Source organism: Algibacter lectus (assembly GCF_900112395.1).
Lineage (GTDB): Bacteria > Bacteroidota > Bacteroidia > Flavobacteriales > Flavobacteriaceae > Algibacter > Algibacter lectus.
On the sequence record NZ_FOLN01000003.1, the window covers coordinates 17,555 to 40,711 of the forward strand.

A 23,157-nucleotide genomic window follows, 5' to 3' on the forward strand; every position below is an offset into this window, starting at 1 on the left:
ATTTGACTGACCACCAAAGCGTAATTACCGCGGACTAGTTAGCGTTAGGGATTGCAGAGAAAAGCCCACAGCCCGACGTGAGGAGGTGCGAGGACTTGTAACGTAAAGCCCGACCTTTAGGTAACGCCCAAATTAAAAGTAATGAAAAGAAACATCTACATATTATTTTTTCTCTTCGGAATGTTTTTACTTCCGCAGATAAACTATGCACAAGTAGATTTAAATAAACGTCCCGACGACGATTTAGGAAATAATGAAGATGCTTTTCAGGAGTTATTTTACGAAGCTTTAAAGCAAAAAAGTATTGAGAATTTCGATCGTGCTGCAGAAAGTTTTCAAAAATGTATTGCATTAAACCAATCTATTCCTGTTTTACATTTTGAATTAGGAAAAAGCTATTATAAACTTAAAAATTATAATGCTGCCGAAGAGTCTTTAAAAAAAGCAGTCGATTTAGAACCAGATAATGAATGGTTTCTAGATGAGCTTTATGGCTTTTATGCTGGACAAAACGATTTGGATAATGCCATTAAAACGGTTAAACAATTAGTTAGTTATCATCCAGATTATAAAGAGGATTTGGCATCACTTTACGTAAAAACAAAGCGTTATGATGAAGCCCTGCTGCTTTTAGATGAGTTGGATACCGAGTTTGGTGTTTCTATAGATAGAGATCGCATGCGAAATATAGCATACGAAGCTACGGGTAGAAAAAAGGATCAAATAGAAAATTTAGAATCTCGGGTTGAAAACAATCCGGATAAAGAATCGAACTATTTAGCTTTAATTTTCCGCTACAGCGAAAACAATAATAAAGAAAAAGCTTTTGAAACCGCAAAGGAACTTCTTGAAAACAACCCAAATTCGCAGCTTGTACATTTGGCTTTGTACAAATTCTATTTAGATGAAAACAATGCGGATAAAGCTATAGAATCGATGAAGGTTGTTGTGCAAAGCACGCAAATAAAGCCCGAAGCTAAGGTGAAAGTATTATCTGACTTTGTTAATTTTGTTAAGCAAAATCCACAATATGAGTCCGATTTACTAGAAGCTACAGCTTTGGTCACCGAAGAAGACAACGAGAAATCGCTGTTAGAAATGGGGCAATATTATTTATCTAAAAATAACAAAACTAAAGCTTTAGAATATTTTGAAAAAGCACTAGAGCAAGACAGTAATAATTTTGCCGTTTTAAAAAATATTTTGTTGCTTAAAATAGATTTGCAGGACTTTAAAGTCGTGGAAGCAGAAAGCAGCGTAGCTTTAGAAAAATATCCATCGCAGCCTTTATTATATCTAGTAAATGGTGTGGCTTTAAATAACCTCAACCAACCTAAAGAAGCTATTGAAGCTTTAGAAATTGGATTAGATTATATTATTGATGATGCTAGAATGGAGGCCGATTTTTACAATCAATTAAGCAAAGCTTACACGCTTTTAAACAATACTGCCAAAGCACAAACGTTTAGTGATAAGGCACAAAAATTAAAAAATTAATGAACAAACCTATATATTACGTTCTTGGCATTATTCTGCTTTTAAGTTTTAGCTGTAAATCTGCACGAACGGTTACTGGTGGCGCTGATAATTTAAGCCTATCTACCAAAGCGGTTATAAAAGAAAACAGCAAGCAGAGTCCGGATTTTAAAACATTACAAGCTAAACTTAGAATTAACTTTAATAAAAACGGAAAATCGCAAACCAACAGCGTTAGCTTTAGAGCGAAAAAAGATGAAGTACTGTGGATGAACGCACCGTTTTCTGTTATTAGAGCGATGATAACTCCAGAAAAAGTTGGATTTTATAATAAACTAGACAACACTTATTTTGAAGGCGATTTTTCATATTTAAGTAAATTATTGGGTACGGAATTAGATTTTAAAAAGGTGCAAAACTTACTTTTAGGTGATGCTATTTTCGATTTAAAAAATGGAAGTTATACGGCTTCGGTTAACGATGATACTTATATTCTGCAACCTAAGAAACAACAGCTTTTGTTTGAGATTTTCTTTTTAATAGACCCTTCTCTTTTTAAAGTGAAATCGCAACAAATAAGTCAGCCTAAAGAATTGAGACATCTACAAATTGATTATTTATCACATCAGGAAGTAGAGAAACAAATACTGCCAGAAAACATAAAAGTTATTGCTGTAGAAGGCAACGAAGAAACCATTATAAATTTAGAATTTAAAAGTGTTACATTAAACGAAGACTTACGTTTTCCGTTTAAGATACCTTCAGGTTTCAAAAAAATTGAATTGGAATGATTTTAGGAAAATCTTCATATAAAATAATTTTTCTACTAGGCTTTTTGCTTTGTAGCTCTCTTAGTTTTTCTCAAAACAATAAACAAAAAGAGCTAGAAACGCGTCGCCAAGAGCTGCGTCGCGAAATTCAGAAAATAAACGAATTACGTACCGAAAATAAAACGATAGCGAAATCGAAACTTTCTTTAATTGAAGATTTTAATCACAAAATAAATGTGTTGGATAATTTGATAAAAGTAACCAACCGCCAAGCCAACTTATTAACACGTGAAATAAACACGAATCAGAACAAAATAACGAGTTTAAGAGACGAACTCAAACAATTGAAGGCAGAATACGCTGCTATGATTGTTAAGTCGTATAAAAGCAAAAACCAGCAAAGTAGGATTATGTTTTTATTATCGTCTAATAATTTTAAGCAAGCCTACAAGCGTGTGCAGTATATGCAGCAATATGCCGATCATCAAAAAAAACAAGGTGAGACTATAAAGGCAAAAACAAAGGAGCTACAAGACATAAACACCAACTTATTAAAGCAAAAGGAGGAGAAAAATAATTTAATTGCTGAAAATAAGGTTACTCAAAAATCTTTAGAAAGCGAGCGTAAACAGCAACAGGCTTTAATGAAAGAAATTCAGAGTAATATTTCGCGCTACGCCAATCAAATTAAAGATAAAGAAAAAGAAGCCCGACGCATTGACGCCGAAATAAATAAAATTATTAGAGCCGCTATTGCTAAATCTAATAAAAAGGCTGGAAAATCTTCGAGTTCAAAAACATTTGCATTAACACCAGAAGGCTTAGCCTTAGCCAAAAACTTTGAAGCCAACCGTGGTAAATTAGTTTGGCCAGTAAGCAAAGGTGTTGTACAAATGGGCTACGGTAAGCAACCACACCCCGTAATAAAATCGTTAACCATAAACAGTAACGGTGTACGTATTGCAACCGAAAAGGGCGCTAAAGCTAGAGCTGTTTTTAATGGCGAAGTTATTGGCGTAGTGGCCAACAAAAATGTAAATCCGTTTGTAATTATACAGCACGGAAATTACATTACGTACTATAAAAACTTATCTAAAATTTACGTAAAAGCAGGAGATAAAGTAACAACCAAACAAGATATTGGCGAGGTATTTACCAACCCTTCAACAGGAGAAACCATTTTGAGCTTTGTAATTTCCAAAGATACGGACACACAAAATCCATCGAGTTGGATTTATAAAATGTAAACTACACCTCTGCCCCACCCGAAAAATGTAGTTCTAACTCTTTTAAGGTGGCTTCACTGGTTTGTAAATCTTTTACTATCGTTCCTTTTTCTAAAACAACAATGCGCTCGCAAACATCGGTTACGTGCGATAAGTCGTGACTAGAGACTAAAACGGTAACGCCCTGTTTTTCCGCAAGGTTTTTAATAATGCCTTTTAGTCTAATTTGTGTAGTTGGATCTAGGTTTGCAAAAGGTTCATCTAAAATAATAACCTCAGGGTTGCCAATTAATGCGGCTACAATACCGGTTTTCTTTTGATTCCCTTTACTTAAATCGCGTAAAAACTTCTTTTTCCCTAAAATTTCATCGTGAAAAAAATCTGAAAATTGTGCAACCAACGCATCCACATCGGCCTTATTTTGATTCCGAAGTTCTCCTATAAAATAGAAATACTCTTCGGGTGTTAGATACCCAATTAAAAAGGTTTCGTCTATAAAAGCTGATGTAAACGGTTTCCAATCTTCACTTTTATCTACCTGCACATCGTTACTTTTAATAAAACCGGTAGTAGGTTGAATTAAATCTAAAAGCAAGCTAAAATACGTGGTTTTACCAGCGCCATTATTACCAACCAAGCCAAAACTCTGCCCTTTTGGGATATCTAGAGATTCAATGTTTAAAACCTGATTTCCGTTGTATGTTTTCGATAAATTTGATGTTGTTATCATAATATATTTTTAATTATCCTGATCGAAAGCATCAATCATTTTATACTTGGAGTTTACGTATTTATTGGTAATAAATGTCATTATTTTTTGATGAAGCAAAATACCAATCACACCTAATAAGCCCAACACCAAACATGCTATTTCAAAACTACTAATAGCATACGTGATACCGAATATGGCCAAAGGCACAAACATAAGCGGTATACCAATTAACCATTGCACAGCCCCAGTTCCTTGGAAATTAAAAGCTGCTTTTTGATCGAGGTTAATTTTTTTTCTATTGTACGAGCCTCCAATTAAAATTACATGGGTATTTACACCAATGTTATAAATGGCCGCTACAAATTGTGCTAATAAAATTCTCCATCCAAAATACACATACGGAATACTTAGCACGAAGAGGATAATAACACTTAACGTCATTAAGGTAAATTTGGACTTTAAATAATTTTCGTACTTAATATTTTGACTCATTAAGAGTTTGTAATATCCACTATCCCAGGCCGGAATAAATTGTCCGAAATTAATTAAAAAGATACCTGTTACAAAAATGCCAACAAAGGCATACATCCAAGGCATTTCCATATATTTCTGATCTGGATAAAACATCAAACCGTATAATAACCCCATGGCTAGCATCCATAATGAAGATCTGGTACGTTTATTTCGCCATAACAATTTTAAATCTAATTGCATAAAAGGCGCCACATCTCCAAAGTTTCTTGTCCAGTCTAAATTTGAGGTTTGTACTTCCTTAATTTTAGTTTTTAAACCACTATCCAAAAACAGTTTTTGTTTCAGTAATTTAAAATTGAAAAAATAAAGCCCAACTAAAACCGCAATGAGTATTACAATAAAACAAGGCGTGTTATAAATAGCTTGAAACCCACTAGAAACTAAAATGCTTAAAGAAATAATTTGAAAATAGTCTAAGGCATATAAAGCGACAACCAAAGCTATTATTGGTAAAAACGAAAGCTCGTATTGTGTAGAAAAGCTTTCAATAATGAAGTTTAAAAAATTAATTATTAAGGTTGTAATAATCAATGCAAGCATCCAAAACAAAACAGACGTTGTTGGATAGTCGTTGAATATTAAAGTAATTCCGAAAGGAATAATTGCGAAAAGCGGCAATGCATTAAAAAATGAAAACACCGATTTTCGCAATACATAATTTACAATTTGACTTCGTTTAACAGGTAGGGTAAGTAATGGCTTAACACTCATTACTGGTAGTTTCTGCATAAAAAACCGAAACACCAAATCGCCCAACACCCAGTAAAACAAAAAACTATTTACGGTTAAAAATGGATTCTGATCTGGAAATTTATCATTCAAAAAAGGGTAAACAGCAATGCCTATTAACAAAAACATACCCACCAAATACAGTGCAAAAAAGCCCATTAAAACTTTTAAAGCAAGCCCTTTACCAAAATCGGCAGATCTAAAAAATGCTTTCCATTCTAAACTTAAAAATAGTTTAATCATGCTAGCAATTAATTATATTTTGCCGCTATACCTTGCACTTCTATTCCCCAAGATTGCCCCATAGCCATACCGCGTTGTGCTAGGTTTAATTGCTTAGATGCTAGTTTTTTTCCTAAATCTGTATTATAAAATTTAACTAATTCTTGTATTTCTGGTTGTGTAAATTCACCCATGTACAAATCTGCCATTTTATCGTACAAACCATCTAAAGTGCCATTTGCTTCTTTAGTGTAAGCGTCTTTTTTTTCATCTGGAACCATCATACCTAGTTGTGCAATGGCCGTTTCGAAAGCAGAACCTGCACCTGTAATTTTAATAAACTCGATAGTTTCTTTTTTAAAATCGCTTTGTTCTTGAGCTTGTATTGCAAGTGTTAGCATAAATAAGCCAATGCATAGTAGTTTTTTCATTTTAATTGAAGTTTAATAGTTTGTATATATTGAATTATGATTGTTAGTAATAAATTTAGGGAAATTGTTACAAAGAATGCAGAAAAATAATCTTCTAAGTTGTTTGTAAGTGATATTCCGGATAAGTTTCTTCAAGCAATTCTTCAGATTTTTTAGGAATTAATTCTAGACTAATATAGGCCAATAAGCAGGTAACACTCAATAATACAGATATCACAATAACCAAATATTTTGTTTGATGTAATGGTGTTGTACTGTTTAATAAATTAATATTGTAATAAATTAAAACCATTCCAAATCCTCCAGCCTGTTTAAAAATTAAATCTTCTAGCAACCATTTTTGCTTAGAGGCTTTACTTTTCTTTTTAAAATTTCTATTCAACATAAAACTTTTATATGTACACCAAACTGCAAGAATTCCGTAAAAAATATAGATGAAGTATTCAGAAAACTGAGAAACAAGTAAGGTATAAAAGCAAATGCTTAAAGCCAATGTTATAATTATCTTAGGCAATGAAAACCATATTTTTAACTCGCGCCATAAGTATTTAAAATAGCGTTTAGTCATAGCACGTTCTCGATGGATAACCACATCACTAAACCCGTAAACACCAAATTTCTTAAAGGCTTTTTCACGAGCATTTACAAAAGACAGATTAGGTTCCTGCTCCCAAATAGCCTCAATATCATTAGCTAAATGATCTACAAGTTCTGTTTGCAAATCGTAATATTCTACAAAATGGTCTCTTGTAAACTGATACAAATTTTCTATATTCCTTTCGCTAAGTTCCATGACGTCTAAGGTTTTGTTATTAATCAAATCTAAATTCAGGATTTACCAATGCACGCATGGTTTTAATGTAGCGTTCTAGTTCCTCAAGTTTATTAACTGTTTCTTGAGTACCTTGTTCGGTTAATTTGTAATATTTCCGGAGTCTGTTATCGACTTTTAAAACCTCAACCTCTAGTAAACCTTCAGCTTCAAGCTTATGTAAAGATGGGTATAAAGCACCTTCGGTAATTTTAAGTTCTCCTTTTGTTATCTCTTTTACCTTTTGAGTAATTTCATAACCATACATTTTTTCATGCTCGTTTAAAAGCTTTAAAATAATAGTTGAAAGACTGCCTTTATATAATTTTGCGTTTCCCATGATTACATCAAATATACATAAATAAGTTATGCATGTAAAATTTGGTGTTAATTTGTGCCAAAATTTTCGGCAAAAACTTAAAGCTTCACTATTTTTGTTAAAAATTAATATCCATGTCATCATTTCATAAACTTTCAGTTAAAAGCATAAATAGAGAAACAGAAAAATCTATTAGCATTGCTTTCAACTTACCAGAAAATTTAAAAGAAACTTTTTCGTTTTCTGCAGGACAGTACATTACTTTAAAAACCGAAATTAACGGTAATGAAATACGTCGCGATTATTCGTTATGTGTTTCACCTAAAAGCGGAGAACTTAAAGTTGCTGTAAAAGAAGTGAAAGATGGTACTTTTTCGGCTTATGCTAATAACACTTTAAAAGTTGGTGACACTCTAGAAGTTGCACCTCCAAAAGGTCGTTTTACCTTTACGCCTAACGATAGTAAAACTAAAAACATAGCCGTTTTTGCTGCTGGTAGTGGTATAACCCCTATTTTAAGTATTATAAAATGTGCTTTAGAAGAAGAAAAACTAAGCAAAGTAATATTAGTTTACGGTAATAAAACTACCGCAGACACAATGTTTTTTGATGAAATATTAGAACTTCAACATGCTTACAAAGATCGTTTTTCAGTTCAATTTGTATTTAGCCAACAAGATGAAGAGGATGCTATTTTTGGAAGAATAGAAAAAAGCACTGTAAACTACGTTATTAAAAACAAGCATAAACACGTTGAAGTTGACGCTTTTTACCTTTGTGGACCAGAAGCTATGATCCACATGGTGAAAGATGTTTTAACTGAACATGATATTGATGAAAACCGCATTCATTTCGAACTTTTTAAAGCTTCGAAACCTGCTGAAATTGAATTAGATGCTACAGTTTCTAACGGAAAAACAAAAATTACCGTTACTGTTGACGACGAAAGTACAACTTTTGAAATGTCGCAGAAACAAACCATTCTTGAAGCAGCTTTAGATGAAGATTTAGATGCGCCTTACTCTTGCCAAGGCGGAATTTGCAGCAGTTGCTTAGCACGTATTACAGAAGGCGAAGCCACTATGCGCCAAAACAATATTTTAACTGAAAGTGAAGTTGCCGAAGGTTTAATTTTAACGTGCCAAGCCCACCCTACAACAAACTCTATTACGGTAGATTTTGATGACGTTTAAAAACAGAACACATTAATGGTTCACCTAATTGTTGGAAATACAGGATCGGGGAAAACAACCTATGCACAAAATTTAAAAGCAAAAACAAACGCTATTGTTTTTTCTATTGATAAGTGGAACAACACCTTATTTCTTCCTGATAAAAAAGCAACCGATGGATTAGATTGGTTTTTGGAACGTATTGAGCGTTCTGAAATTATGATTTTAGATTTAATACATCAATTAGAACAAGCAGGAATCGACTCCATTTTAGACCTAGGGCTTGCAAAATTTGAACACCGCGAAAAATTCAGAGTTTTTTGTACTGAACATAATTATCAAATAACCACTCATTTTCTAGACATTCCCAAAGCCATAAGACTCGAACGCGTTTTAAAACGCAATACCGAAAAAGGAAATACTTTTGAATTTGAAGTAAGCAAAACTGATTTTGATTTTATGGAAACTTGGTTTGAAACTCCAACCACTATCGAACTGAAAGACAGCATTATAATTCACGAATAGAATCCCCTGTTTTGGTATTTAAACCATTATGAGTAAAACAAAACGCATTGGTCAAAAAATTAAACGTAATGCTCGAATTTCGAAATATATAATCTACAAAGAAACCCTAGTAGATTACAGAGAGAAATTTTGGTCGTTTATTGGTGCTTTTACGGGTATTGGACTTATAGCCTTTATTCAATCGAAATACTTATTAGAAACTGAAAACATGTTTCTTATTGGCTCATTTGGTGCATCGAGCGTATTAGTGTTTGGAGCCATACAAAGCCCGTTAGCACAACCCCGAAACGTTATTGGCGGACAAATAATTTCGGCATTGATTGGTGTTACTATAGCTAAGTTTATACCTGATATTATTTGGCTTACCGCACCGCTAGCCGTAGCAACATCTATAATTGCCATGCAGTTTACAAAAACCTTACATCCTCCAGGTGGAGCCACTGCTCTTATTGCTATTATAGGTACTGAAAACATAAAAAACTTAGGATATTTTTATGTTTTGTCCCCTGTTTTATCAGGTTCACTTACCTTATTAGTTGTTGCACTAATATTTAATAACATGACTAAACATAGGTCTTACCCAACAAACGGTAGCTTAACAAATGCATTTAAAAGTAAAGGATTAAAAGGTTAACGGTAAAAACGGGTTAGATACTGTTCTTTATTTTTGTGATTATAGTATCCTAGCTTCTACTTCCTTAATAGTTTTTGTTTTTAATTAACATCAACGCTTGTCTTACAAAAACTATATTCGTTTTATACATATATGCTAATAAACAGATATTTAAAATTATTTTTGAAGGAAATTTCAACTAGACAAATGCTTACATACTTCACTTTTCATTTTAATCAGGAACTTAAAAAACCTCATTAAACATTAAGACGCTCTAAGTTCTTCTACAATATTATACCAAACTCAGGTTCTACAAAAAAGCTTAACATTTCCTCTTCAAGAAAACGGTAAACAACCTAGTTTAACCTAAAAACAGTTATACATACAAAAACATCTGTTTCCAGAAAAAAAACATATGTTATACTCCTAATAGTCAGATATTCTGTACTTGCATAGTATAACTATAGTATCAGTGATATTAAAAAAATAACCACTCATTTTTAAACCAAAATGCACTGAACCAAAAATAGTATAACTAAACTAAACAATTATGAAAAACAAAATTACCAAGTTATTTAAACGAAGCTTCTTACTCGGGGTTTTACTCTTATTTATGGGCTTTCATGAAGCTAAAGCGCAACAAACCATTTCCGGTACTGTTGTAGATCAATCTGGCATAGGTGTTCCAGGAGCAAATGTTCTAGTAAAAGGAACTTCAAAAGGAGCAGTTACCGATTTTGATGGTAATTTCACTATCAATGCAAAAACTACAGATGTATTAGAGATTTCATTTCTTGGGTACATAAAGCAAATGGTTACTGTAGGAAACCAAACGTCTATTAAAGTTACTATGGCCGAAGACTCATCACAACTAGATGAAGTTGTCGTTATAGGTTATGGTACTGCAAGAAAAAGTGATCTAACAGGTGCCGTTTCACAAGTATCTGCAAAATCTTTTGAAAAACAACCACTAACAAGAGTAGAAGACGCCCTGTCTGGTAGAGCTGCTGGGGTAACCGTATCGAAACAAGGAGGAGCTCCTGGAGCCGCCATTAAAGTAAGAGTTCGTGGTGTTAACTCCATAAACCAAGACAATAGCCCTTTGGTTGTTATTGACGGTATTATTGGAGGTGATTTGAGTACAATTAACCCGAATGACATTGCTACCATGGATGTATTAAAAGATGCTTCTGCTACGGCCATATACGGTTCTCGAGGTGCCAATGGTGTTATTATGGTCACTACAAAAAAGGGTAAAGGAAAATCAAAAATAAATGTGGATTATTTCACAACTATTTCAAAAGTACCTGAATACCTACCTGTTCTTGGAGCTGCAGATTTCGCAAGAATTGAAAACAGTAGAAGAATACGTGTTGGTGGCTCTGGAATCTTTACAGATGCAGACATTAGCAACCTAGAATCTACGGGAGGTACAGACTACCAAAGAGAGATATTCCAAACAGGGATTTCTAACAACATCCAACTTTCTGCTAGTGGTTCTGAAGGAAATATGAACTACTTCCTTTCTGGAAATTATGTTAACCAAGATGGTATTATAAAAAATACAGGCTATGAAAGATATGCTTTACGTGCTAATATAAACACAAACATATCAGACAAACTTAAAGTTGGTTTAAACATTTTCACTACAAGAGCAACAACTACAAATGACATTGTTGACTTAAATAGATTTCAAGGTAGCTTAGTGGTTAAAGCACTTACTTGGGATCCAACAACACCAATATTTGATGCCAACGGTAATTACAATAGGTTCTCGCTAAATGCGTTAGCCTCATTAAATCAAAATCCGGTTGAGGACATAAATACTGCTGATATTCAAAATGTAAATGATAGGCTTAACGCCAATTTCAACTTAACATATGATATAACTGATAATTTAAGCTATACTTTACTCGCAGGTGCTACTACTATTAATTCTGGAACTGAATCTTATAAATTAGATCATCCATTAAATGATGTGTCTTTTGGAAATACTAAAAGAACCATACATCAAATAAGTAATGTGTTTACATGGAGCAAAGTATTTGCTGATAAGCACGATGTGAAAGCAACTGGTGTTTATGAATTTTCAGGTTTTGAAGATAAATGGAATGCCTATAACGGGAATGATTTATCATTACCATTAGGATACTACTTGGGAGAACTTGCCGCAGCAAGAAATTTCAATAATAATTTTACTAAATCATCCATTGAATCTCTAATGGGTAGAGTAGAATATAATTTTGATCAAAAGTTTTTCCTAACAGGTACTGTACGTTCCGATTCATCTTCTAAATTCCGTGAAGGAAAACGAAATGGTATTTTCCCTTCTTTATCTGCTAAATATAGTTTTAACAATATATTAGAAGATGGTAATGTACTAACCGGGTTGAGTCTTCGTGCTGGATGGGGACAAGTAGGTAACGAGAATGTTGCACCTTATACCACATTTCCAACCATAACAATAAATAGCACATATGCTTTTGATGGTGCCAATGTTGTTCCTGGATCTGCTCCTGATGGTTATGGAAATCCAGATTTAACCTGGGAAACTACAACGCAAACCAACGTAGGTGTAGACCTTGGCTTATTTAATGGTGGAGCAAACATATCATTAGATTACTACAATAAAACAACAGAAGACCTACTATTAGATGTCCCTGTACCAGACACCAACGGAGGAGGTTTCATTACTCAAAATATTGGCGAAATTGAAAATAAAGGTTTCGATATCTCTATTACTAGCACTATTATAAACAATGATAATTTTAATTGGAATTCTACCTTAACATTCTCTCACGTTAAAAATAAAATAGTAGACTTAGGTGGTGTTGATGAAATTCAAGGATCTTTTGAAAGTGTAGATGGAAAACAACGCTACTGGAACAGAATACAGGTTGGAGAACCTATTGGACAATTTTGGGGAACTACTTTTCTTGGCACATGGAAATCTACCGATAACATCCCTGTGGATGCCTCATCAGGCAACCCAATTGCTGTTCCAGGTGATGCCAAATATTTATTAGATGAAGATAATAATTTAGTTTTTGGCAATATAGGTAATGGAACACCAGACACTTTTTGGGGATTTAATAATACGCTTACTTACAAAAGTTGGGATTTAAACATACTTTTTCAAGGTGTTAGCGGGTTTGATGTATTAAACGCCGTTCAAGGTATTATTGTTGGTAATACGGGTAACCAAAGAAGTTTCTTAGCCGCTGACCAAGTTAACCAATGGACATCTACAAACGAAACAGATATTCCTGCTGGAGGTTTAAATGAAATTGGATCTACTAGATATGTTGAAAAAGGAGATTTCATTAGATTAAGCAACCTTTCATTAGGTTACACATTCGATAATGTGGTTGATTCTATTGATTATTTAAAACTATACGCTTCTGGTCAAAACTTATTATTAATTACTGATTATTCGGGTTATGACCCTGAACATACATCTAAACCAGCAAGTGCAGACGCAGGAGGTAATGTTGATACTGCTGCAGGTATTAATGTTGGAGCGTATCCAAACCCACGCACCTTCTCTATTGGTGTGAAAATTGGATTTTAAAAATAAATATCAAAAAAATATAAATTACAAATTATGAAAAACATTAAATTTTTCAATCTGACAAATGCAAAGATGCTATCTGCATTTATTCTATTGTCAGTATTATCAATACAAAGTTGCGCAGATTTAGATGAAGACCCAACCCTTTCGAGGTTGGCTCCAGGTCAATACACGCTTCAAGAAGAATTAGAACTTGGTGTAACCGGTATTTATTCTCGTTTAAGAAATGCATCACAATGGTCTACCTTTTTTGTTAACGGTTGGTCCGGCGATGATATTACTACACATCGTGTAAGTAATAAAGAAGATTTTAGAGAGTTCGATCAACGCTCAATAGCTCCTACTAATGGAAGAATTTCTTCAAATTGGAGAGATATCTACGCTATGGTTAGGGCCGCAAATAATGTACTTGAAAGTTCTGAAGGTTTACAATTAACCGATCAAGATGCCCAAAATAGATTACTTGGAGAAATTTATTTTTTAAGAGGAACTATGTTTTTTCACTTAACTAGAATACATGGTGCTATTCCTTTACCATTAACTTCTATTCCCGATTTCGAAATTGGACTATCTACACAAGAGGAAGTTTATGCTCAAATAGAAGCAGATTTATTACAAGCTGAAACACTATTACCAGCTGTTTATCCAAATGTACAGCCTGGTGCTCCTCGTCCAAATTCCGGATCTGCAAGAGCTTTACTAGCACGTTTATACCTTGACTGGGCTGGGTTTCCTGCGAAAGACACATCTAAATATGAACAAGCAGCAACAAGTGCACAAACCGTAATGAATAATGCATCTTCTCATGGTTTTGCTTTAGTTGATGATTTAGAAGACTTATGGTTGCTCTCAAATAGATTTAATAACGAAAGTATATGGACTATAGCTTATAATAAAGCTAGCGAATTGCATAACCGTAAATATGGTAAATTAGGTAACCCATCAGATGTTGGTGGTTGGCAAGAAACTTTTGCTGAAATTAGATTTTTTGAAGATTTCCCTGAAGGCCCACGTAAAGAAGCAACATATAGAACTGATGGCGTATGGGGCAATTGGGAAAATTTTACAGATCAAGCAACACCTGTATTCAAAAAAATAGCAGGTCCAGAAGGTGATATCCCACTATCTGATTTCAATACGGATAGAAATGATTTTTATATGAGATATGCTGAAGTATTATTAATTTATGCTGAAGCATCAGGTCGTTCTGGAAATGTTACTCCTGCATCTTGGGAAGCCCTTAACAAAATTAGAAGAAGAGCTGCTGGATTACCGTACAACACAGCAAATGCTTCGGTAGATTTAACTAGTGGAGATATCGCAGAATTAGCATTCATGGAACGTAAATGGGAATTTGCAGGTGAATGGATAAGATGGAACGATTTGGTTAGAACGGAACGCGTTCAACAAGCCCTGTCTAACAGAGACCCACAAGTATCCCGTAATTCTAGCGGAGTCCTTTTAGACGTTCAAAATCCTATTTTAGGATCTTTAGGTACCGACAATTATTTTGCTCCTATTCCGCAAAATGAGGTTGATTTAAATCCTAATTTAAAAAAATAGTTTATTTATTTATTTTAGTTTAAAAAGCGGTAAGAAATTAGTACTCCTTATCGCTTTTTTATTTTCTAACTTACCCAATTATGTTTTTATAATTATTAACAAATTTTCTCAAAAAATGAAACATACTATAAATCTCAAAATTATTAGATATTTATTAATATTTCTTTTTGTTAATTTATCGTTCTTTAATTGTAAAAATGTTGAACCAGATGATTCATTAGAAACAAACACTGAAAATCAACTATTTACTAAACTTCTATCAAAAGATACAGGTATAAATTTTATTAACGAACTTAATGAGACCATCGATGCCAATTACTTTCAATATAACTACATGTATATTGGAGGTGGGGTTGCAAGTGGAGATATAAATAATGATGGTTTAATCGATTTATTTTTCACTTCAAATTCTAATGGTAATAAATTATACCTCAACAAAGGCAATTTTCAATTTGAAGATATTTCAAAACAAGCAGGAATTATACACAAAGAAGGTTTTGATACGGGCGTTACCTTTGTAGATGTTAATAGCGATGGCCTTTTAGATATATACGTTTCCCGTGGAGGTTGGATTGATGAAGACAACAAGTTCGCCAACTTACTTTACGTTAACAATGGCGATTTAACTTTTACCGAAAAAGCAGAAGAACTTGGCTTAGCAGATAACAATAGAACCATTCATACTATTTTCTTCGATTATGATAATGATAATGATTTAGATGCTTATGTTTCTAACGCAGCCGATGTTGTAAACCGAAACCAAACTGAAGTTTTAGATTTAAAAACTATTCAAAAAGACCCTAAAACTATTCAACTTAAAAGTAGCGATAGGCTCTATAATAACGATGGTACCGGCCATTTTACAAACGTAACAAAAAAAGCAGGTATACTACCAGAAATAGCCTTTGGGCTTAATCCACAAGTACTTGATTTAAATAATGATGGTTGGCTTGATATCTATGTAAATAACGATTTCAATATGCCAGACTTTGTATATGTAAATAACGGTAATGGCACGTTTACAGAAAACAGAGAACATGTTGTAAAACACATGGCTTTTAATAGTATGGGCGGAGATGTTGCTGATATTAATAATGATGGCTATTTAGATTTGATGACGTTAGACATGAATCCAAAAGACTATATACGCTCTAAAACAACTATGGGAATGACATCTATTAGTCAATTTGAAAAAATGACTAATAGTGGATATCACTACCAATACATGCATAATATGCTGCAACTTAATAATGGTAACGGCACCTTTAGCGAAATTTCTAAAATGGCCGATGTTGGTGATACCGACTGGAGTTGGGCATTATTAATGGCAGATTTTGATTTAGATGGATTAAATGATATTTATGTTACCAACGGTGTTTTTAGAGATGTTATAGATAGAGATTCTAACAATAAAATACTAGAACAATTGAGGGCTAATGGAAGAAAGCCTACTAAAGAAGATTTTCTTAATTATGCAAAAATGCTACCTCAACAAAAATTGGTTAACTACTTTTTTAAAAACAATGGCGATTTAACTTTCGAAGACACCTCTAATACTTGGGCAGATCAAACCCCTACTTTCTCCAACGGAGCTGTATATGCCGATTTAGATAACGATGGTGATTTAGATATTGTTGTAAATAATATTAACGACGAAGCAACAATTTTAAAAAACAATGCTACCGATTTAAACAAAGGAAACTTCTTAAATATAACTTTTTCTGGTCCAGAAAAAAACAAGTTTGGCATAGGCGTAAAAGCTATTATACACACAGAAAAAGATAAAAAAATAGTTAGACAACTTATAAATACTCGAGGCTTTTTATCTAGTGTTTCTAATAAGTTACACCTTGGCTTAGGGCATTTAAATACTATTGAAAAAGTTGAAATACTTTGGCAAGATGGTAGAAGACAAGAATTGCAAAATGTAGCTTCCAACCAATCCTTAAAAATAAATTATAAGGATGCCAGCTTAAACTTAGAAACAGGGCTAGAAACACAAAAAACACTATTTAAAGCTATGGCATCAAATTACGGCCATAAAGACCCTTATTTTAATGATTATGAGAAACAAGTACTTCTCCCTCATAAATTATCTCAAACAGGACCAGCACTAGCAAAAGGAGACATTAACGGCGATGGTAATGAAGATGTTTTTATAGGTGGTGGCCACAACCAAGCAGGATACATATTAATGGGCCAGAATTCCGGGAGTTTTAAAAATGGGAACAATCACATTTTCACAAAAGACAAACACCAGGAAGATACTAGCGCTACGTTTTTTGATACTGATAATGATGGAGATTTAGACCTTTACGTTGTAAGTGGTAGTTATGAATTTGACAAAAACCCAAAAATGCTGCAAGACCGATTGTATATTAACAATGGCACTGGCAAATTCACCAAATCTACTAATTTACCAGAAATTTACTCTGCGGGCTCTGTAGTAACCCCTTCAGATTATGACAATGATGGTGATATAGATCTCTTTGTCGGAGGCCGTGTTATACCCGGGAAATATCCGTTTTTTCCAGAAAGTTATCTATTAATTAATGATAATGGTACGTTTACAAACGCTACAAAAACTCTTGCTCCAGAATTAGAAGTTATCGGTATGGTTACCGATGCTAATTGGTTTGATATTGATAAAGATGATGATTTAGATTTAATTGTAACTGGGGAATGGATGGGTATTGAAATATTTCTGAATACATCCGGAAAATTAGAAAAATCTGAGGCTTATAAATCACTTAACGACACAAAGGGATGGTGGAATAAACTTCTAATAACTGATATTGATAACGATGGAGATAACGATATTGTAGCTGGCAATTTGGGATTAAATTACAAATTTCATGCTTCCAAAGAAAAACCATTTCATATTTACACTTCAGATTTTGATTATAATGGATCGCAAGACGTCTTTTTAGCAAAATATTATAAAGACAAACAAGTGCCTGTTAGAGGAAAAGGGTGTACAGCTCAACAAGTACCACATTTAAAATCTAAAATAAAAAGCTATCAAGATTTTGCAAATAGAGACCTTGAAGGTATTTTAGGTCCTGGCATAAAATCGGCATTACACTATAAAGCAACTGAATTTAAATCTGGTATTTTTATTAATGAAGGAGATAATAACTTTACATTTTCGCCATTTTCAAACCAGGTACAAACATTCCCAATAAATAGTATTTTATATGAAGATTTTGATAAAGATGGATCTAAAGATTTATTGCTTGCTGGAAATAATTACCAGTCTGAGGTTGAAACAACACGCGCCGATGCAGGAACGGGAGCATTCTTAAAAGGTAATAATAAAGGTGGTTTCAATTATATATCACATCTTAAAACAGGCTTTTTTGTAGATAAAGATATTAGAGATATGATTGTGGTAAAAACTGGAAATGAAAAGATTATTATAGTTGCCAACAATAATGATACACACAATTTATTTAAAGTTAACAACTAAGCTTAATTAAAAAACCTCCGTTACTTTTCTTACCACTGTTTCTGGAGTAATACTTCCCGCAGCTTCTTTGTAGTTTTCTGGATATTTATTACCGAAAATAGAAGTTGGTATTTCGGGAAATTCATCTTTATTAGCGACTAAAGCATAATCGTTAGGTTGATTAAATGGTGCAAAACCAGCAAACGGATGTGTTACACCCCAAATAGTTATTGTTTTTACGCCCATCATGGCTGCCATATGCGCGTTTCCAGAATCCATGGCCAACATACCATCTAAATTAGAAATAAGGTCTAATTCTTCATTTAAATTAAGTTTTCCAGCAGCGTTTACAACATTATCAAAGCTGTTCTCAATAGCAGTAAGCGCTTCAATTTCTTGCTTACCTCCACCAAATAAAACAATTTGATAATCTTTAGAAAGAGCCTCAATAACTTGTTTCATTAAGTTTAGAGGATACATTTTACCTGCATGAGCAGCAAAAGGAGCAATACCTATTATTTTTTTAAAATTATGTCCCAAAAACACTTGCATTTCTGTGCTTAAAACGGCGCGTTCAGGAAAGGTTGGATTAGACAAATCTAAATTATAACCTAGTTTATTAAAAACATCAGCGTAACGTTGATGCGTGGTTTTTAGTTGCTGAAAATTTTCACCAGAAACCAAAGCTTTCTTCTCGGCTCTGCCTTTATCAATCTGTATAGTCTGCTTTCCGAAGAAAAATAATTTTAGAATTTGACTTCGTAAAACATTGTGCAAATCGGCAATGGCATCAATTTTAAAAACTTTTAATTCATTTGAAAGTTTCCAAAGCCCCAAAACACCTTTATGCCTCTTTTTTACTTCAGCCGGAAAAACGGTAACATTAGATAAATCTCGAAAAAATGGCGCAAAAAACTCTCGTGTTAAAACCGTAATTTTTACGTTTGGATAATTTTTAATTAAAGCACGTAAAACAGGCACCGTCATCGCCACGTCTCCCATAGCAGACAAGCGAATAACTAATATGTGTTGTTTTGGTTTAACCATTTAATTTAAGCACTAAAAAAAACGGACTGAGCCAAAATAAAGCATCGTCCGTTTTTATAATTTCACTAATTATTTTTGCCCTCTTAATACAGGGTTTAATTCATCGTCGTTGTACATTTTCATTTGTTTGTACACCTTCATGTATTTATCACCTTTTTCAATATCGGCTAAAAGCGTATCAATTGCTGTAGACAAATCTACACGTTGCTCTAACAAAATATCTAGTTTTGTTTGGCAAGCAGCTCTATGACTATCGGTAGCATCTGTACGTGTTGCCTCCTCATTCATATGGTATACTTTTAAAGCCAAAATCGATAAACGATCGACACCCCAAGCTGGACTTTCTGTATTGATAGTTGCACCTTCCTTAACCTCAACATCCTTGTATTTCTCAAGAAAATAACTGTCGATATATTCTACCATATCCGTTCTATCTTGGTTTGATGCATCAATTTTACGCTTTAAAGTTAACGCTGCTACAGGATCTATTTGTGGGTCACGAATAATATCTTCATAATGCCATTGCACTGTATCAATCCAACATTTTCTGTATAGCAAATGCTCTAGTAAATCACTTTCCGCGTAAGCGTTAGTAAAAGGCTGATCGACTGTATTAATAATGTGGTATTTTGCAATAACCTCTTGAAAAATTTTATTAGCTTTAGTTGTAAACATATTGTATAAATTTTAAAGTACAAATATACTTGATATTTACTTAACTTTACTGTTAGAAACTCGAACAACATCATGCATATTCATCATTTATCTGAACAAAACTCCGTACTCAACACGTTTCTTTCTGAAATGAGAAACATTGACATTCAAAAAGACAGTATGCGTTTCCGTAGAAATATTGAGCGTATAGGTGAAATTTTAGGTTATGAAATGAGCAAATCTTTCAATTTTAAAGTCGCTACAATACAAACACCTTTGGGAGATTGTGTTATTAATGAAATTGATAATAACATTGTGCTCTGTTCTATTTTAAGAGCGGGCGTACCTTTACACAACGGCTTGCTAAATTATTTTGACACTGCCGAAAACGCCTTTATTTCAGCTTACCGACACCATAAACATGAGCCGGAAAGTTTTGAAATTATAGTAGAATATTTAGCGTGCCCAAGCTTAGAAAACAAAACACTAATTCTTGCAGATCCCATGTTGGCAACAGGGCAATCTATGCTTGCTACTTTTGAGGCTTTACAACCATTTGGAACACCAAAAGAAGTACATTTAGCTTGTATAATTGGCGCACAAGAAGGTGTCGATTTTGTTGAAAACCATTTTGACAAAAACACTCATTTATGGATTGCTGCAATTGACGAAAAGCTGAATAATAAAGGCTACATTATACCTGGACTTGGTGATGCTGGCGATTTAGCTTTTGGAGAAAAACTACAGCAATAGCAGTACAAAAGGTAAAATAAATAAAACAGCAAGGAATATTTCCCTAAACCATTTGTCTTCTATAATCTCGATGTAATTGGTAATAATTATAGTCAACGGAGCAAAAACAAACAAGAATTCGCTACCATCTTTTACCGGTGCCAATATTACAATTACACCAGCTATTATTGCAGAAACTAAAATAGATTTAAAGGAAACTCTAAATGCTTTTTTCTTTTCTTTAATACTGTTTATGTAATACAGAGACGACCAAATACCAAAAGACAATAGAATGGTTATAGCAACAATATATGCAGCTGAATTATAACTATTAAAGTTTAAACTTATTTCTGGCAAGCTCTTAAACGTATCGAAAAAACTATCGTAAAGCATAATAGAAATGCCCGAAGTAATAATAAAAACCGTTGCTGCTCCAATAAACGGAATTACCCAATGGTTTATTTTTATATCATTGTAAAACGCTAAAGACACTAAAATTAATAGAAAAAACAAGATGGCCCAAAAGTAAAATAAAGCAGCTATAGCAAACCAAAATGAGGCATCAAATAATTTTTTATTCACCTCAATTTGAGAGCGTAAGCTTATTACACGTCGCAAACCCAACAATACAAAAAAGTTAGAAAACAGAATATTAATATTACTTGTAGTTTGTGTTAATGTGAATAAAAACAAGCTAAATAACAAGATTTCGTAGTTACTTTTTCTGCTTAAACTGTTTTTACTAACTATAAAATTAACAAGTAAAATAGAAGCATAACATACACAAAACAGCCCCAGTTCTTCTAAGATAAAAAGCGCTGTGAAGTGTTCGGTTGGCAAACCTAATCTTCCCACAACAAATGCCAATAACGTAATGAAAAATACGATAATGAAATTTATTGGTTGAGATTTACTAAAAATACTTGTAATCATTAACTCTTTTTGTATTTTTGCTACGTAAATACACTAACAATCTAACCAAGTTAGAAAATAATATACCACACATGAAAGATTTCTTTTACGCAATACAGGATTTATTTGTTAATGTTCTTTTAACTCCTATGGATGCTTTAAAAGCTTTAGAACTTGAAAACTGGTTCGCAGCAAGTACTATTTCTTGGATTTTTGTAATCATTGGCTTTGCAGCTATGGTTTACTGGATGTTACAATTAAAAAGCTTTAGCGATAATAATGAGGAAGATAAAAGTATCTCTGCTCATTCTTACCTATAAATCGAATCCAATATCTTTACGATAATTCATCTTATCAAAATGTAGTTTATCTATATTTTGGTAAGATTTTTTTATGGCCTCTTGGTACGTATCTCCATACGATGTAATAGCCATAACACGTCCACCAGAAGTTACAATTTTACCATCTTGAAGTTGTGCCCCTGCATGAAAAGCGATAGAATCTTCAATAGTATCAACACCAATAATTTCCTTACCCTTCTCATAAGCTTCTGGATACCCACCAGATACTAACATAATAGTTGTTGCAGCACGCTCGTCTATTTCAATGTTAATAGTATCTAAAGTACCGTTTGCCATAGCTTGTAGAATTTCAACAAAATCATTCTTTAATCTAGGTAAAACAACTTCCGTTTCCGGATCCCCCATACGCACGTTATATTCAATAACTTTTGGGTCGTCACCAACTTTTATTAAGCCGATAAATACAAAACCTACATATGGTAAGTTATCTTTTTTAAAGCCATCAATTGTTGGTTTTACAATACGTTCCTCTATTTTGCTTAAAAACTCATCGGTAGCAAACGGTACCGGAGACACTGCTCCCATACCACCAGTATTTAAACCAGTATCCCCTTCACCAATACGTTTATAATCTTTAGCCGTTGGTAAAATTTTATAGTTTTCACCATCAGTTAACACAAAACAGCTTAATTCTATACCGTCTAAAAATTCTTCGATAACCACTTTATTACTAGCTTGGCCAAATTTAGCATCAACCAACATACTTTTTAGCTCGGCTTTAGCTTCATTTAAATCATTAAGAATAACAACACCTTTTCCTGCAGCCAATCCGTCTGCTTTTAATACGTACGGCGCGTTTAACGTTTCTAGAAAATCATAACCTTTTTCAACAGTTTCTTTTGTAAAACTCTCGTAAGCTGCCGTTGGAATGTTGTGGCGGTATAAAAATTCTTTTGCAAATTCTTTACTTCCCTCTAATTCTGCTGCTACTTTTTGCGGCCCAATTACAGACACGTGCTTTATAGCATCATCATTCAAGAAAAAATCGTGAACACCTTGTACTAAAGGATCTTCAGGACCAACAACAACCATATCGATTTGTTTCTCTAACACTAATTCTTTAATCGCATCAAAATCGGTAACACCAATATTTACATTAGTTGCTACATTTGCCGTACCTGAATTTCCAGGAGCTACAAAAAGCTTATTACATAAAGGACTTTGAGCTATTTTCCAAGTAAATGTGTGTTCTCTTCCGCCTGAACCAAGAATTAATATGTTCATTATTTTTAATGTTTTTCTACTTCCGTTTACACGGAAATAACAAATTATTGATTATTGTTTTTTCGTAATTTTCGAAAGACAAAAATAAAACTAATGCCACGAAA

The 23,157-nt window shown here is 33.4% G+C and carries 20 protein-coding genes; 11 read left to right on the top strand and 9 right to left on the bottom strand.

All coding sequences use genetic code 11. The annotated features are described in order from the left end of the window. Window positions 1-141: 141 nt before the first annotated feature. The 3 genes from BM246_RS05890 to BM246_RS05900 are packed head-to-tail and all read left to right on the top strand — an operon-like array spanning window position 142 to window position 3,493. On the top strand, window positions 142-1,497 hold the full coding sequence (locus BM246_RS05890; protein ID WP_042504084.1) for a tetratricopeptide repeat protein: 1,356 nt from the start codon (window positions 142-144) through the stop codon (window positions 1,495-1,497). Next, a complete protein-coding gene (locus BM246_RS05895; protein ID WP_074936472.1) occupies window positions 1,497-2,267 on the top strand; it encodes a lipoprotein insertase outer membrane protein LolB1 in 771 nt (256 codons plus the stop codon). The genes BM246_RS05890 and BM246_RS05895 overlap by 1 nt, the downstream gene beginning before the upstream one ends. After that, on the top strand, window positions 2,264-3,493 hold the full coding sequence (locus tag BM246_RS05900) for a murein hydrolase activator EnvC family protein (RefSeq protein WP_042504087.1): 1,230 nt from the start codon (window positions 2,264-2,266) through the stop codon (window positions 3,491-3,493). Before BM246_RS05895 ends, BM246_RS05900 begins: the two co-directional genes overlap by 4 nt. Window position 3,494: 1 nt before the next feature. Here BM246_RS05900 and BM246_RS05905 read toward each other — a convergent pair whose 3' ends face one another. The 5 genes from BM246_RS05905 to BM246_RS05925 form a co-directional block, all read right to left on the bottom strand. Continuing rightward, window positions 3,495-4,202, bottom strand: a complete 708-nt coding sequence (locus BM246_RS05905; protein ID WP_074936474.1) for an ABC transporter ATP-binding protein — start codon at window positions 4,200-4,202, stop codon at window positions 3,495-3,497. Window positions 4,203-4,211: 9 nt separating this feature from the next. Beyond that, complete coding sequence (locus BM246_RS05910) at window positions 4,212-5,690, bottom strand: DUF5687 family protein (RefSeq protein WP_042504090.1); 1,479 nt, start codon at window positions 5,688-5,690, stop codon at window positions 4,212-4,214. Between the two features lie 8 nt (window positions 5,691-5,698). Further along, window positions 5,699-6,100 carry a DUF2059 domain-containing protein gene (locus tag BM246_RS05915; RefSeq protein ID WP_074936476.1) on the bottom strand — a complete coding sequence of 134 codons (402 nt, stop codon included), beginning with the start codon at window positions 6,098-6,100 and terminating at the stop codon, window positions 5,699-5,701. Window positions 6,101-6,194: 94 nt separating this feature from the next. Then, window positions 6,195-6,893 (bottom strand): hypothetical protein, encoded by a 699-nt coding sequence (locus tag BM246_RS05920; protein ID WP_074936478.1) that lies wholly within the window; start codon window positions 6,891-6,893, stop codon window positions 6,195-6,197. Between the two features lie 19 nt (window positions 6,894-6,912). Then, entirely contained in the window at window positions 6,913-7,251 is a 339-nt protein-coding gene (locus tag BM246_RS05925; protein ID WP_074936480.1) for a PadR family transcriptional regulator, read from the bottom strand. Between the two features lie 113 nt (window positions 7,252-7,364). Here BM246_RS05925 and BM246_RS05930 point away from each other — a divergent pair, with 113 nt between their 5' ends. The 6 genes from BM246_RS05930 (at window position 7,365) to BM246_RS05955 (ending at window position 18,143) form a co-directional block, all read left to right on the top strand. Further along, window positions 7,365-8,423, top strand: coding sequence for a ferredoxin--NADP reductase (locus BM246_RS05930; protein WP_074936483.1), 1,059 nt, complete (start codon window positions 7,365-7,367; stop codon window positions 8,421-8,423). A gap of 15 nt (window positions 8,424-8,438) precedes the next feature. Then, a complete protein-coding gene (locus tag BM246_RS05935; RefSeq protein WP_042500705.1) occupies window positions 8,439-8,927 on the top strand; it encodes a P-loop nucleotide/nucleoside kinase family protein in 489 nt (162 codons plus the stop codon). Window positions 8,928-8,955: 28 nt separating this feature from the next. After that, complete coding sequence (locus BM246_RS05940) at window positions 8,956-9,561, top strand: HPP family protein (RefSeq protein ID WP_042504095.1); 606 nt, start codon at window positions 8,956-8,958, stop codon at window positions 9,559-9,561. 529 nt (window positions 9,562-10,090) lie between these two features. Then, complete coding sequence (locus BM246_RS05945) at window positions 10,091-13,111, top strand: SusC/RagA family TonB-linked outer membrane protein (RefSeq protein ID WP_081959129.1); 3,021 nt, start codon at window positions 10,091-10,093, stop codon at window positions 13,109-13,111. A gap of 33 nt (window positions 13,112-13,144) precedes the next feature. Beyond that, complete coding sequence (locus BM246_RS05950) at window positions 13,145-14,674, top strand: RagB/SusD family nutrient uptake outer membrane protein (RefSeq protein ID WP_083415723.1); 1,530 nt, start codon at window positions 13,145-13,147, stop codon at window positions 14,672-14,674. A gap of 115 nt (window positions 14,675-14,789) precedes the next feature. Then, window positions 14,790-18,143, top strand: coding sequence for a VCBS repeat-containing protein (locus tag BM246_RS05955; protein ID WP_074936487.1), 3,354 nt, complete (start codon window positions 14,790-14,792; stop codon window positions 18,141-18,143). Window positions 18,144-18,149: 6 nt separating this feature from the next. Here the strand turns inward: BM246_RS05955 and BM246_RS05960 are convergent, their stop codons facing one another. Both BM246_RS05960 and BM246_RS05965 read right to left on the bottom strand, forming a co-directional pair. Then, window positions 18,150-19,169, bottom strand: a complete 1,020-nt coding sequence (locus tag BM246_RS05960; protein WP_231961827.1) for a glycosyltransferase family 9 protein — start codon at window positions 19,167-19,169, stop codon at window positions 18,150-18,152. Window positions 19,170-19,238: 69 nt separating this feature from the next. Next, complete coding sequence (locus BM246_RS05965) at window positions 19,239-19,844, bottom strand: DUF4254 domain-containing protein (RefSeq protein WP_074936489.1); 606 nt, start codon at window positions 19,842-19,844, stop codon at window positions 19,239-19,241. A 72-nt stretch (window positions 19,845-19,916) separates the two neighbouring features. Between BM246_RS05965 and upp the strand changes: the two genes are divergently transcribed. Beyond that, entirely contained in the window at window positions 19,917-20,576 is a 660-nt protein-coding gene (upp, locus tag BM246_RS05970; RefSeq protein ID WP_042500692.1) for a uracil phosphoribosyltransferase, read from the top strand. On the opposite strand, the gene BM246_RS05975 is transcribed toward upp, so the two are convergent. Further along, window positions 20,565-21,488 (bottom strand): DUF6427 family protein, encoded by a 924-nt coding sequence (locus BM246_RS05975; protein WP_042500689.1) that lies wholly within the window; start codon window positions 21,486-21,488, stop codon window positions 20,565-20,567. The two genes, upp and BM246_RS05975, sit on opposite strands and share 12 nt — an antisense overlap. Window positions 21,489-21,559: 71 nt before the next feature. Between BM246_RS05975 and BM246_RS05980 the strand changes: the two genes are divergently transcribed. Then, window positions 21,560-21,787, top strand: coding sequence for a DUF6341 family protein (locus BM246_RS05980; protein ID WP_042500807.1), 228 nt, complete (start codon window positions 21,560-21,562; stop codon window positions 21,785-21,787). Here BM246_RS05980 and purD read toward each other — a convergent pair. Further along, a complete protein-coding gene (gene purD, locus BM246_RS05985) occupies window positions 21,782-23,053 on the bottom strand; it encodes a phosphoribosylamine--glycine ligase (protein ID WP_074936491.1) in 1,272 nt (423 codons plus the stop codon). The two genes, BM246_RS05980 and purD, sit on opposite strands and share 6 nt — an antisense overlap. Window positions 23,054-23,157: the final 104 nt, after the last annotated feature.